We start from the raw sequence: 14,086 nt of genomic DNA on the forward strand, positions 1-14,086 counted from the left end.
ATTCTATAAAATTAAACAGTTTTTAGACCTAATCTGGAAGAAATGCCGTCGTGCATTTGTGTAAGTGTCTCAACCAAACCATATTCTGGGCTCCATTGCGGATAGTGGGATTTGAATTTGGAAAGATCGCTCACGTACCAGATATGGTCGCCAATGCGGTTGGTGTCAGAATATGAATAGGAAAGTTTGTTACCCGAAATCTGCTCGCACAATGCGATCGCTTCCAGCATCGAGCAATTGGCAAAACGGCCGCCACCTGCATTGTACACCTCACCCGGACGTGGGTTTTGGTAGAAATGCCAGAACATATTTACAAGGTCGTGGCTATGGATATTATCACGAACCTGCTTGCCTTTGTAACCAAAAATCGTGTAATGATTGCCTGTAATCGCGCATTTCATCAGGTAAGCCAAAAATCCGTGCAACTGGGCGCCGGAGTGATTTGGACCTGTTAAGCAGCCACCGCGGAAAACAGCAGTTTTCATGCCGAAATACCGACCGTATTCCTGTACCATAATATCAGCTGCTACTTTGGAAGCGCCGAAAATGGAGTGTTTCGTATGGTCAATGCTGTGTTGTTCGTCGATACCATTTTCAAAATATGGATGGTTTTCGTCGATCTCCCAGCGCGTTTCCAATTCTACCAGCGGCAGGTAATTGGGATTGTCGCCGTATACTTTGTTAGTTGAAGTAAATATAAAAACTGCCTCAGGAGCGTGCAGGCGGGTCATTTCAAGCATATTCAATGTACCTACCGCATTTACACCGAAATCCGTAAAAGGCTCGCGTGCTGCCCAGTCGTGGCTTGGCTGCGCGGCGGCGTGCACGATCAGTTTGATATCTGTGCCGTACTCCTTGAATATGGGTTCCAGCTGACTAACTTCCCGGATATCTGCCGAATAATGCTTGTAGTTGCCGAAAGCATCCTGGATACGATTGCGGTTCCATTCAGTGTTTCCGTCAGCTCCGAAAAAGTATTGACGCAAATTGTTATCAACACCGATGACAAGATCAAATTTATCAGCTAAAAACGCAACCGATTCACTCCCTATCAATCCAGCCGAGCCGGTAACCAAAGCTATATTCATGTTTGTGTATTTTTTAATTACTTATTTTCTTGATAATATCAAATCTTCCTGCCTCGAATACGTAAAGTAAATTAAAAATGTTCAAAAAGCCGCTACTTCAGTTCTCGAGTGGGCGCTTGCAAACGGACAATATGCAACTGGCGGTATTAAAAATATTCAATAGCGCTAAAAAAAAGATATCCCCGCGTGAACAGGGATATCTTGGTATAATTTAAAAGAAATGAGGCTATTGCTTCACCACAGAGTTGGTCATACCACCGTACAACTTTGCTCTGATATCGTTTACGCGGGTGTCAAGCTCAGGCTGTGCATCGTATTTGTATGACATCTGGCGCGGCAGTGAATCAGGACTTACGCCGTAAATCTCTTTGTCCCCCTTATTCACATCCGACTGCTCAATGTGGTTATACTTTTGGTATTCACAAGAGCTCAGCAAGGCAACACAAGCAACAAACGCAACAATTTTATATACTTTCATTTCTTTGACAGTTCAATAGTATTACGCGCAAAAATAACCGCCATTTTGATAACGACCAAATTGCGAAGGCATTTGGCTTACTATTTTTTCAATGCTTCCAGCTCATCGCTTACAAACCGGATCAGCTCGGTGATATTCTTTTCAGAAAAATCGAAAGGAACATTCGCAGCCTGATAAATTTCACCAATAGGTGCAGTATAGCCTAATTTGAGCGCGTCGAGATAGCCCTTCAAGCCTGCTGCCGGATCCTGACGGTAATTTTTCCAGACACCGATCGCGCCCAGCTGTGCAATTCCGTATTCAATATAGTAGAAAGGAACTTCGTAAATGTGCAGCTGACGTTGCCAGAGGTACTTTTTGAAATTTTCCAATCCATTCCAGTCCATCACCGAATCCGTAAATTCTTCATAGATCCTCACCCAGGCGACTGTCCGTTCTTCGGCGGAATGCGTTGGATTTTCGTACATCCAATGTTGAAATTTATCTACCGTCGCAACCCAGGGAAGTGTTTCAATGATCGATTCCAGATGCTGGATCTTGGCCCTTTTCAGGTCTTCTTCATTTTCAAAAAATTCATCCCAAAAATCCATCGTGATCAGCTCCATCGACATAGATGCCAGTTCTGCTACTTCCGAAGGCGTATGTTTAAAGGAATTCAATGCGAGGTCGCGCGTCACAAATGAATGCACCGCGTGGCCGCCTTCGTGCAGCAGCGTGACCATGTCCCTCAGATTGGAGGTCGCATTCATAAATATAAATGGTACCCCGATTTCGTCCAGCGGATAATTGTAGCCGCCGGGCGCTTTGCCTTTCCGCGATTCAAGATCGAGGTGGTTCATCGCTTTCATCACGCGAAGACAGTCTCCCAGAAACGGGTTCAGCCGGGTGAAGCAGCGAATTGTTTTGTCCAGAAGTTCTTCTCCCGTCGCAAATGGTTTCAGTGGCGGTAAGCCTCTCGGGTCTACTTTGGTATCCCACGGGCGTAATGCGTCAACTTGCAGCGATTCTTTACGGCCGGCGGCCATATTGTTCAAAAGTGGCACAACTGCTTTTTTCACCGATTCATGAAAATCGAAACAATCCTGCGGCGTATAAGCGAAACGGCCCATTGCTGCAAACATATAGTCGCGGTAATTGTCGAAACCTGCATTCTGACCCACTTTACTCCGCAGTGTAACCAAAGAATTCAGCAGTTCGTCGAGTTTGTCGTGATCCTGGTAACGGCGCTCGCTGATCGCCCGCCACGCTTCTTCGCGGGTTCTCCTGTCAGTGGATTGAAGCCGGTCGGCCGCTTTTTGCAAAGTCATTTCCTCCCCGTCCAGCGTCACCGTCATTGCTCCGGCTATTGCTCCGTAGCGACGTTCTTCGGTTTGCATTTCGGTGATAAGCGGAATGTTTTCTTCGCGGAAGATCTCGATCGCTTTCTTCATCCCACGCAAAGTGATCGCAAAACCTGGCTCTGTCAGCTCGCTCAGAAACGGGTTATCTACTACTTTTTTATCTAATGCATTGCCGTACTCGGCTAGCTTGGGCTGTATTTCCGTTATGAAAAATTGCAGTGCATTGATCAGGCTGGTATTGGCGGTATCGCAAGTCTGGCGAATATAGCGCCACGCGAAATTTTCAGACAAATAGGATTCAATTTCACTGCGATCCGAAAACCATTGTTTCAGGTCTTCCGCGGTATTGATCTCCCGGTTTTGCAGATTTTCAAAAAGCGGCTGCACATCTTCCCAGCTTTTCAAATCAAATTCTTCCCCAATAAAAACCCGGCTAGCCCGGCTCGGTATATGTATCGTTTCTTGTTCAATCATGGTATTTCTAAGATGTAGATGTTTCAAATTTAACATTTGCCTAATCTGTTCAAAGCGAAGACTACGCTTTTGTTTTTGAAAACAGATTGTATGCATCGCTCAATCCCACTCCTTTGTCACCCTGAGCGTACCGGGCCGCCGGGCGGTCGAAGGGACGTGCAGCATGCCCCTTCGACTGCGCTCAGGGTGACAAAGGGGGCCGTTCAGAGTGACAAATATTAAATGTTCGATGGGAAAAAGAAGTTTAATTTATTGAAGCGGCTCCGGCTGGGTTGCATCCGATAGGTTATCCGAGATCACATTCTCGGTCTCCTTCACATTTGCAAAAGCATATTCCATTTTTGTGCGGTCGAATTCCTTTTCATTATTGGCCAGCCAGATCGTAGCAACGCCGTTCCCGATGAAATTCGTGATTGCGCGTGCTTCGGACATGAAACGATCGACGCCCAGCAGCAGCGCCAGACCTTCTACCGGGATCACTTTGATCGCAGTCAATGTAGACGCCAATACTACAAATCCACTTCCAGTCACGCCCGCAGCACCTTTTGAAGTAACCATCAGAATGCCGATCAGCGATAATATCTGCCCGAAAGTGAGGTGTACATTGAAAACCTGCGCGAGGAAGATCGTCGCCATCGACAGGTAAATCGTGGTTCCGTCAAGGTTAAAGGAATATCCCGCCGGTACCACCAGCCCCACGACCGGTTTGGAACAGCCCATTCTTTCCAGTTTGACCATTAAAGAAGGTAATGCAGCTTCGGAAGACGAAGTGCCTAGCACGATCAGCAGCTCTTCACGGATGTATTTCAGGTAAGACCAAAGTTTGATCTTGTACATCCGTAATATCAACCCCAACACCCCAAAAATGAATATCGCCATCGTCGCATAAACCGTTCCCATTAACTTGGCAAGCGGTAAAAGCGTGTCAATACCGTATTTACCGATCGTGTAAGCCATTCCGCCAAATGCGCCGATCGGAGCGAAAATCATCACCAGATGCAAGGCTCGAAAAACGTATTTGGAAATGAAGTTCAGCCAATGAATCACCTTGTCCTTTCCTGAATACTTACTCAAAACCGTACCCAGAACCAGCGAAAACAGCAAAACCTGCAAAGTGACGTTATCAAAAAAGAACTGCAGCCAGCTGAAATCGCCGACTTTCCCGGTGTAAGCGGAAATATCTCCCTGCCCCAGATTACTTGTCACAACGCCCTCGCCGGGCTTAATCACATTCGCAACGATTATCCCGACTATCAAAGCAAGAGTTGTTACTATCTCAAAGTATATCAGCGCCTTAGCTCCTACTTTGCCTACTTTTTTCAAATCCCCCATTCCAATAATTCCCAGCGTGATCGTCAGGAAAATGATGGGATTGATGAAGATTTTGACGATTTGAATAAAACCCTTACCCAGAAACTCCATCTGTACCCCCTGAGCCGGGAAATAATGTCCCAGCAACGCGCCGCAGGTAATTGCAGCCAAAACCCAAAAGGTAAGATTGGTAAATAACTTTTTCAAAAGCAGCAAGATATAAGGGTAGGCAAGGAATCAATTTACAATAATAAAAATTCCACCACCGGATTTAGGCGACAGAAAAGCATTTTTTTATCTTCTATTTATACTTGGTCTAAATTAATGCCCTATATTTGCCAGTGATCGTTTGTATTCATTAAATCCGGAAAGTGCTCCGGATGACAAAACTTATTCAGATGCCTTTGTCAGTCAGATCGTTAATTCCCATATTCCTTTTTATCTTTTGTATTCAAATCCATGCAAATGCAGCGACGCGCATTGTATCGACAAATGGTACACTGAGCGAAATTCTGGTGGGTTTGGGTTTGGAAAAACAGATTGTGGGTGTAGATGTGACCAGTACTTTTCCTGCTTCTCTGGATAAAATCCCCAAGATCGGGCACAACCGCATTATTGCCGCAGAAGGAATTCTGGCGCTGAACCCTGACGTAATTATTTATACCAACCAAAGTATGATACCTCCCGTAGTCCTCAAACAGCTGACCGGCGCGGGCAAGAAAATGGTGGAATTCAGGCACGATTTATCCAGAGAAGGCGCCGTGAAACTGATCCGGGAAGTAGGCGCCTATTTTAATGCAAAGCCTCAGGCAGAAAAGCTGGTAAAATCACTGGAAACTGATCTTGCCAAAATCACTACTCCGAAAGCTCCCAAAAAACTGCTTTTCATATATGCACGCGGAACCGGCACATTGATGGTATCGGGATCAGGCACTTCGCTCGATAAAATGTTTCAGCTCACAGGCCACAAAAATGCGGTGCAGGGATTTTCAGATTTCAAACCGTTGACAGCCGAGTCGCTGGTCACTTCAAATCCGGACGTACTCGTCTTATTTTCAAGTGGTTTGGAAAGTCTGGAAGGAATGGACGGGCTGCTGAAAGTGCCGGGGATTGCGAATACCAATGCGGGTAAAAATCGAAAAATCATCACGATGGATGGTCAGTTACTGACCGGCTTCGGGCCACGGCTCGGAAAGGCGGCCCTGGAATTGTCACAAAAAGTTAACTGACCGGTATGCTAGCAGAAATCGATAGAGAACGCGATATTGACAAACCAGCTGTTGAAGATCGGTTGTTCCTGCCGTCTTCTACGGGAAAAATGGCGTGGATGCTCGGCTTCATATTGCTGGCTTGCGTCGTTTTCTCTTCCTGCATTGGTGCACTTTCTATTTCTGTAAAAGAGCTGACAGACATAATAGCATTCAAGCTGGGTTTTATTAGCAAAACCAGTGTTGAAGAGCAAAAATCGATCGTTTTCTGGGTGATCCGTTTGCCGAGAGTTTGTCTCGCGGTACTAATAGGCGCCGGCCTGGGTATTGCGGGAGCGTCACTTCAGGGACTTTTCAGAAATCCTATTGCGGATTCCACATTGATCGGAGTCACTTCGGGAGCGTCGCTTTTCGCAATATTCGTATTAATGCTAAATGTCAAATATTTCGGAATGCTAACCGAGCTGGCCGGTGCTTACAGCATTTCATTTGTCGCATTTCTGGGTGCGGCATTTACTACGTTTCTGGTTTACCAATTGTCAAAAATTGCCGGCGAAGGTGGCATTACCACTCTTTTACTTTGCGGTATTGCGATCAATGCATTCGTGGGCGCAGTAACTGGCTTGATGACCTATCTGGCTGATGATCAGCAACTCAGAAGCATTACATTTTGGAACCTGGGCAGCCTCGGCGGCGCTACCTGGACTTCCGTTCTGGCAGTCGCGCCATTTGTGGGGATTTCTGTGTTTTTTATGCCTTATTTATCAAAAGCATTGAATTTGCTTGTATTAGGCGAAAGCCAGGCGGCCAGTCTGGGGGTAAATATGAAGGCGCTCAAACAGAAAGTGATCATTCTTGCGACGATGGGCGTCGGGGCCTCAGTTGCAGTAGCAGGCACAATCGGCTTCGTCGGCCTGGTTGTTCCGCACATTATTCGCACTACATTCGGCCCGAGCCACAAAACGTTACTGGTCGGCTCGGCAATAGGCGGCGCCATCGTACTTACCCTGGCAGATACCTTGTCGAGAACGATCGTAGCACCTTCCGAGCTGCCCATCGGCATTCTTACCGCCCTTTTAGGCACTCCATTTTTCATCTACATTCTTTGGGAACAAAAACGAAAAAGACTATGATGGAGATTACTCAGGTGGGTTTCGAGGTACGGGGCCGCAAACTTTTGAATGGAGTAAGCTTTGATGTCACAGCCGGTGAATTCTGGGCGATTGTCGGTGCAAATGGCGCAGGGAAGTCTACGCTGGTCAAGATACTTTCCTCGGAACTCGCTCCCACTTCGGGTTCAGTTGTATTTGACGGGAAGGATCTCAAAAAATACAAGCTCAGGGACCTGGCGAGAAAACGGGCGGTACTCGCGCAACAGAATACGATCACACTGTCATTTACGGTGCAGGAAATTGTACTAATGGGAAGATACCCTTTTTACGATTCAGCGCCTACGCGCCGTGACCTTGCAATCGTTGATATGTGCCTTAAAAAAGTTGGTATCGGCCATTTGAAAACCCGGCTTTACCCTACCCTTTCGGGCGGCGAGCAGCAGCGCGTACAGGTTTCGAGGGCACTGGCGCAAATCTGGGAAGTAGATAATGGCTTACTTCTCCTCGATGAACCTACTACTGGAATGGACCTGCTGCACCAGTTTGAGACGTTCCAGCTCGCGAAAGAAATGACTTCAAAAGGTTTCGCGGTGATCGCAGTGATCCACGATCTCAATCAGGCTTTGCAATATGCCGACAAGGTTTTAATGCTCAGAGACGGAGAAAGCTTTGCGATCGGCTCACCGTCAGCGGTTTTGACAGAAGAACATATTAAGTCAGTTTTCGGGCTACCGGTCCGGATCCTGCATCCGGAACACGTACAGTTTCCGATCATCGTACCAAATGTTACCCCGGCATTGTCGGGCATTTCACAGTTATAAATATCACTTTTAAAAAACATTACCATGAAATCAACCCTTTCACCAGACAGAACCGAACTCAAAGAACGTTGGGAAGAATTTAAGGTTATTAACCCTAAAACCAGGATACGCGACGCTGCCAAACAACTGAATACAACTGAGGCTGAACTGGTTGTGATCGGGATTGGTGAAACTGCCACCCTGCTCGACGGTGATTTTCGTGAGTTGATCAAAGAAGTGGTTTCGCTGGGCCACGTGATGGCGCTTACCCGGAATGACCATGTGGTGCACGAGCGGAAAGGTGTTTACGAAAATGTTTCTTTTAATAACCACGTCGGACTTGTTTTGGGCGAGGATATTGATTTAAGATTGTTTTTGGGAGATTGGAAATTCGGTTTCGCCGTGTCGGAAAACGACCGACATAGTCTGCAATTCTTCAATAGCTTCGGAGAAGCAACGCATAAAATTTATCTGACAGAGAAAAGTAACAAAGCTGCTTACGATGCATTAGTCGCCAAGTATACTGCTGCTGATCAGGATGTTAACTTACTTATCAGCCCGAAACAGGAAAAAGCGCAGGAGCCGGAAACTGCACCGGAAATTGACATTGCTGCATTCCAGGCCGAATGGCTGGCGCTGAAAGACACGCACGACTTTTTCACATTGCTGCGCAAATACAAACTCTCCCGGAAACAAGCTTTACGCTACGCTCCGGAGGGATATGCCTACCAGATCACACCTGCGAGCATGAAGCCCATTTTTGACGCAGTTTCTGAGTCGGGGCTACCGATTATGGTCTTCGTTTCCAACCCAAACTGCATTCAGATCCATACCGGGCCGATCAATAAGATTTTTGTAATGGGCCCGTGGCTCAATATCATGGACCCGGAGTTCAACCTGCATTTGCGGGAAGACGCGATCGACGAAGCCTGGATCGTGCGCAAGCCGACCGAAGACGGTATCGTGACCGGCATTGAACTGATCGATAAAGAAGGTGTGATGTTCAATCAGTTTTTTGGAAAAAGAAAGCCAGGTATTCCCGAACTGAAAGAGTGGCCGGCATTGCTGGAAACTACGGTGACCAGACTGAGTTAAGATATAGTTACAAGAATTTTTTAAGCTAAATTTCGCCATAGTAATTAGGAAAACCGGTTTCATATTGAGCCGGTTTTTTTGTTTGTATAGAATAAAATAATTTACTCTCCAACATATTTTTTTGTAAACTTTTCCAGAAACACAAACTGCTAATTTTCTGTCTATTAACATATTATAATTAGAATTCTGTAAAGATTTTCTAAATTTTAATGTTGAAGGTTTTTCGAATTTTGTACATTTAACATTCAATCCTGTTAATAAAACATACTCACATGGAAACAATTCAGTCTTCCCAATCTGAGCGGACTTACACGTCCGACGAAGCTTACCAGGCTTCCCTTCAATACTTTAAAGGTGACGATCTTGCTGCCAGAGTTTGGGTAAATAAGTATGCGCTGAAAGACTCTTACGGTGCGATTTACGAAGGTACCCCCGACGATATGCACAGACGGATCGCGAAGGAGATTGCGAGAGTTGAGCAGAAATATGCCAACCCGATGAGCGAGACTGAAATTTTTGACCTGATTAAGGATTTCAAATACATTATCCCGCAAGGCAGCCCGATGACCGGTATTGGCAATCCATACCAGATCGCCTCGCTTTCAAACTGTTTTGTGATCGGAAATAATGGCGCGTCGGATTCGTATGGCGGCATTATGAAGATTGACCAGGAGCAGGTGCAACTGATGAAAAGAAGGGGCGGCGTCGGTCACGATCTTTCGCATATTCGCCCAAAAGGATCTCCTGTCAAAAATTCGGCACTTACCTCGACGGGCATTGTACCGTTTATGGAGCGCTTTTCTAACTCTACCCGGGAAGTAGCGCAAGACGGTCGCCGCGGTGCATTGATGCTGTCCGTTGCGATCCGGCATCCTGATTCTGAGGACTTTATCGATGCAAAAATGCAGCAGGGCAAAGTTACCGGGGCCAATGTATCTGTGCGTATCGACGACGATTTTATGAAAGCGGTCGAATCGCAGGGTACTTACAAGCAGCAATACCCAATCAAAAGTGCGAATCCAACACATATTAAGGACATCGACGCGACGGTGCTCTGGAAAAAAATAGTACATAATGCGTGGCAATCGGCCGAGCCGGGGATCTTGTTCTGGGATACGATCACCCGTGAATCCGTTCCTGACTGTTACGCCGACCTGGGTTACGAGACCGTTTCTACCAACCCTTGCGGCGAAATTCCTTTATGTCCTTATGATTCCTGCCGGCTACTGGCGATCAATTTATTCTCTTACGTAGAAAACCCATTTACTGCCACTGCGAGCTTCAACTGGACTTTATTTAAAAAACATATTGCCGCAGCCCAGCGTATGATGGACGATATCATCGACCTGGAGCTCGAAAAAATCGATACCATTATTCAGAAAATCGACGCCGATCCTGAGAGCGCAGAAGTGAAGTTGGTGGAAAAAAATCTTTGGCTGAACATCCAGAAAAAAGCTGGCGAAGGCAGAAGAACAGGTATTGGTATTACCGCAGAAGGCGATATGCTGGCTGCGCTGGGACTGCGTTACGGAAGTGACGAAGGAAATGATTTTGCAGTTGAAATTCATAAAATTGTTGCATTGGAAGCCTATCGCGGCTCAGTTCACACAGCAAAGGAACGTGGCGCATTTGCGATTTTCGACTCAGAAAGAGAAAAGGATAATCCGTTTATACTCCGCCTGAAAGCCGCTGACGCACAGCTTTACTACGAAATGCTGGAATATGGCCGCCGAAATATCGCCCTATTGACGATCGCTCCCACCGGCACCACGAGCTTAATGTCACAGACTACTTCGGGTATCGAGCCTGTTTTTCTTCCGGTTTATAAAAGGAGAAGAAAAGTGAATCCGAACGACAAGGATGTGCGCGTTGATTTTGTGGATGAAGTAGGCGATTCGTGGGAGGAATATGTCGTTTTTCACCACCGTTTTAGACAGTGGATGGAAGTGAACGGACACGATCTGACGAAAAATTACTCTCAGAAAGAGCTCGATGATCTGGTCAAAAAATCACCCTATTACAAAGCGACCAGCAACGATGTGGATTATCTGAAAAAGGTAAAAATGCAGGGCGCCATCCAGAAATGGGTAGATCACTCGATCAGCGTGACGATCAATATGCCGAATGATGTGACCGAAGAACTGGTCGGCGAATGCTATATGGAAGCGTGGAAGGCTGGCTGTAAGGGAGTTACGGTTTACCGCGACGGATCAAGATCGGGTGTTCTTATTTCAAATGAAGAGAAAAAGGAAACTAAACCCGACGCGCCGACTCCTTTCCCAACTGAAAGACCGCAGACGCTGGAAGCCGATGTAGTTCGTTTCCAAAATAAAAAAGACAAATGGATCGCATTTATCGGTACGATCGACGGCAGACCTTATGAGATTTTTACCGGTTTCGCAGACGATGATGATGGAATCCTGATCCCGCGCTGGGTTAACGATGGTTTTATCATCAAAAACCGGGAAAGCGACGGGACTTCCAGATACGATTTCCAATATAAAAATACGCGCGGATACAAAACCACAATCGAGGGTCTTTCCTACAAATTTAATCCGGAGTACTGGAACTACGCTAAGCTGATTTCCAGCACATTACGTCACGGAATGCCTATTGAAAAAGTGGTTGACCTGATCGGAAGTCTGCAACTCGACGAAGCGATCAATACCTGGAAAAACGGGGTGGCGCGGGCGTTGAAACGCTATATTCCGGACGGAACTGACGCCGCAAAACAGAAATGTCAGAATTGTAATTCAACCAACCTGCAATATCAGGAAGGCTGCCTGACTTGTAAAGATTGCGGGTCGTCGAAATGCGGATAGGTTTTAGCTATTAGGTTTTAGCTATTAGCGGTTAGCTTTGGATTTTATGTGAAAAGCTAACCGCTAACAGCTAATAGCTAACTGCTAGTAACTAACCGCTTTCAAAAAATATGATCTTCTACGATCCCCAGGTAGCTATAAGGAGTCAATCCGCGGAGTTCTTCGCGGATTTTTTCTGATACGTCGAGCGTTTCGATAAACCTTGAAATCGACTCGTGGGTGATCTTTTCGTTGGTTCTCGTCAACTCTTTCAATGCTTCGTAAGGTTTTGGGTAGCTTTCGCGGCGCAGGATCGTCTGGATCGCTTCTGAAACTACCGCCCAGTTATCTTCCAGGTCAGATTTCAGCATTTCGCCATTCAATTCTACTTTTCCTAACCCTTTAATCAGTGAGTTCAGGGCGATTGCGACGTGCGCCAGGGGAACACCGATATTTCTTAAAACCGTCGAATCTGTGAGATCGCGCTGCAAACGGGAGATCGGAAGTTTGGCGGCAAAATGTTCGAACAATGCAGATGCAAGTCCAAGGTTACCTTCTGAATTTTCAAAATCGATCGGGTTCACTTTGTGCGGCATCGCCGACGAGCCTACTTCACCAGCCTTAATTTTTTGTTTGAAATAACCCATGGAAATGTAGGTCCACATATCCCGGTTCAAATCTGTCAAAATGGTATTCAGCCTTTTCAAACAGTCGAAAGTAGCGGCGAGGTTATCATAATGCTCTATCTGGGTCGTGTGCTTGCTTCTTTTCAAGCCCAAACCCTCTACAAAATGATTCGCAAACGCCATCCAATCCTGTTTAGGATAAGCCACGTGGTGCGCGTTGAAATTTCCTGTTGCGCCGCCAAATTTAGCCGAAGCCGGAATTTTATCGAGCATTTCCAGCTGCCGCTCCAAACGCTCTACAAAAACCAGAAACTCTTTTCCAACGCGCGTAGGCGAAGCCGGCTGTCCGTGTGTATATGCGAGCATCGGCACATTCTTCCACTCGATCGACATTCTTTTCAACACAAAAAGAACCTGACGGAAAAGTGGTTTGATCTGGCGTTCCAACGCATCTTTCAGGGAAAGCGGAATCGCAGTATTGTTGATATCTTGTGAAGTAAGACCGAAATGGATAAATTCCTGGTAGGTTTCAATGCCCAACTTTTCGAATTGCTCCTTAATAAAGTACTCAACCGCCTTTACATCGTGGTTGGTAACTTTTTCAATGTCCTTAATATGCAGTGCATCCGTCTCGCTGAAATCCTCATAGATCTTGCGCAGCGCAGGGTATTTCTTCTTGTCAAATTCTGATAGTTGAGGCAGCGGTATCTCGCAGAGGGCGATGAAGTATTCTATTTCAACAAAAACACGGTAATAAATAAGGGCGTATTCGGAGAAATAAGTTGACAACTCTGCTACTTGCTTGTAGTAACGGCCGTCAACCGGAGAAATCGCTGTGAGCTGATTTAAAGACATGATTTTCAATACAAAAATTGATTATCGCGCAAAGTTAGTGGAATTCACGGTCACAAAATGGTAAAACTGACACGAAATATTCTTTTTAGCATTGGGTCGAGAATAATTAAAACTATTCGCATATTCGCCCGCTAAACCTTTATCACCCAATAATCTATGCAGCCTTCGCCATTTCTTGGAGAGTTAATCGGAACTATGGTCCTCATTTTGCTCGGCAACGGAGTGGTCGCCAATGTGGTACTCAAAAGAACCAAAGGCGAAAGCGGCGGCTGGATCGTCATTACCGCCGGCTGGGGGTTTGCGGTGATGATCGGGATTTTTACTGCCAATGCATTCGGCAGTGCAGCAGCGCATTTAAATCCGGCTGTGACGATCGGGCTGGCTGTACTCAGAAATGATTATAGTATGGTCGCGAGCTACCTTCCGGCGCAACTGATCGGCGCATTTTTAGGTGCAATATTGGTCTGGCTTCAATATTTGCCGCATTGGAAAGCAACCGAAGACGGAGGCGCAAAACTTGCCTGTTTTGCAACTGACCCCGCCATTCGCTCGACCGGAGCCAATTTCCTGAGTGAATTTATCGCAACCGTGATATTGATCGTAGGCGTTGTCGCGATTGGCTACGCTGGTACCTCCGACCCTGATAAAGGGGGGATCCCGTCAGGCGTGGCACCTTATCTGGTCGGAATGCTGGTTTGGAGCATCGGACTTTCGCTGGGCGGCACTACCGGCTACGCGATCAATCCGGTGCGGGACCTGGGCCCGCGCATTGCCCACGCTATTTTACCTATCCCGAATAAAGGCGGCTCCGATTGGGGCTACGGCTGGATTCCAGTTGCTGCGCCCATTGCCGGAGCTATTATAGGAGGTTTGATATTACGCTCCTTTTCCTTCTGAA

11 protein-coding genes are annotated in these 14,086 nt (G+C 46.4%); 6 read left to right on the top strand and 5 right to left on the bottom strand.

The features are described 5' to 3' along the window. Positions 1–11: 11 nt before the first annotated feature. The 4 genes from LZG94_RS23120 to LZG94_RS23135 all read right to left on the bottom strand — a co-directional run bounded on the left by LZG94_RS23120 (position 12) and on the right by LZG94_RS23135 (position 4,898). Positions 12–1,088: an NAD-dependent epimerase/dehydratase family protein gene (locus tag LZG94_RS23120; protein ID WP_215236161.1), complete on the bottom strand. Its 1,077-nt coding sequence runs from the start codon at positions 1,086–1,088 to the stop codon at positions 12–14. A gap of 226 nt (positions 1,089–1,314) precedes the next feature. Continuing rightward, complete coding sequence (locus tag LZG94_RS23125) at positions 1,315–1,566, bottom strand: hypothetical protein (protein WP_215236160.1); 252 nt, start codon at positions 1,564–1,566, stop codon at positions 1,315–1,317. 80 nt (positions 1,567–1,646) lie between these two features. Further along, positions 1,647–3,380 (bottom strand): M3 family oligoendopeptidase, encoded by a 1,734-nt coding sequence (locus LZG94_RS23130; protein ID WP_233794044.1) that lies wholly within the window; start codon positions 3,378–3,380, stop codon positions 1,647–1,649. A gap of 249 nt (positions 3,381–3,629) precedes the next feature. After that, on the bottom strand, positions 3,630–4,898 hold the full coding sequence (locus LZG94_RS23135) for a cation:dicarboxylate symporter family transporter (protein ID WP_233794045.1): 1,269 nt from the start codon (positions 4,896–4,898) through the stop codon (positions 3,630–3,632). Between the two features lie 191 nt (positions 4,899–5,089). On the opposite strand from LZG94_RS23135, the gene LZG94_RS23140 reads away from it, so the two are divergent. From LZG94_RS23140 to LZG94_RS23160, 5 genes are all read left to right on the top strand, one after another. Beyond that, positions 5,090–5,920: a hemin ABC transporter substrate-binding protein gene (locus LZG94_RS23140; RefSeq protein ID WP_233794046.1), complete on the top strand. Its 831-nt coding sequence runs from the start codon at positions 5,090–5,092 to the stop codon at positions 5,918–5,920. A 5-nt stretch (positions 5,921–5,925) separates the two neighbouring features. Next, positions 5,926–7,032 carry an iron ABC transporter permease gene (locus tag LZG94_RS23145; RefSeq protein WP_233794047.1) on the top strand — a complete coding sequence of 369 codons (1,107 nt, stop codon included), beginning with the start codon at positions 5,926–5,928 and terminating at the stop codon, positions 7,030–7,032. Next, complete coding sequence (locus LZG94_RS23150) at positions 7,029–7,832, top strand: heme ABC transporter ATP-binding protein (protein ID WP_233794048.1); 804 nt, start codon at positions 7,029–7,031, stop codon at positions 7,830–7,832. Before LZG94_RS23145 ends, LZG94_RS23150 begins: the two co-directional genes overlap by 4 nt. Positions 7,833–7,856: 24 nt before the next feature. Continuing rightward, complete coding sequence (locus LZG94_RS23155) at positions 7,857–8,906, top strand: hemin-degrading factor (protein WP_233794049.1); 1,050 nt, start codon at positions 7,857–7,859, stop codon at positions 8,904–8,906. Positions 8,907–9,178: 272 nt separating this feature from the next. Beyond that, complete coding sequence (locus tag LZG94_RS23160) at positions 9,179–11,728, top strand: adenosylcobalamin-dependent ribonucleoside-diphosphate reductase (protein ID WP_233794050.1); 2,550 nt, start codon at positions 9,179–9,181, stop codon at positions 11,726–11,728. A 101-nt stretch (positions 11,729–11,829) separates the two neighbouring features. Here LZG94_RS23160 and purB read toward each other — a convergent pair whose 3' ends face one another. After that, positions 11,830–13,188, bottom strand: a complete 1,359-nt coding sequence (gene purB, locus LZG94_RS23165) for an adenylosuccinate lyase (protein WP_215236151.1) — start codon at positions 13,186–13,188, stop codon at positions 11,830–11,832. 156 nt (positions 13,189–13,344) lie between these two features. Here purB and LZG94_RS23170 point away from each other — a divergent pair, with 156 nt between their 5' ends. Continuing rightward, the gene (locus LZG94_RS23170; RefSeq protein ID WP_233794051.1) at positions 13,345–14,085 is read left to right on the top strand and encodes an MIP/aquaporin family protein; all 741 of its coding nucleotides are present in this window, start codon (positions 13,345–13,347) and stop codon (positions 14,083–14,085) included. Position 14,086: the final 1 nt, after the last annotated feature.

It is taken from the genome of Dyadobacter sp. CY343 (genome assembly GCF_021390335.1).
Taxonomy (GTDB): Bacteria; Bacteroidota; Bacteroidia; order Cytophagales; family Spirosomataceae; genus Dyadobacter.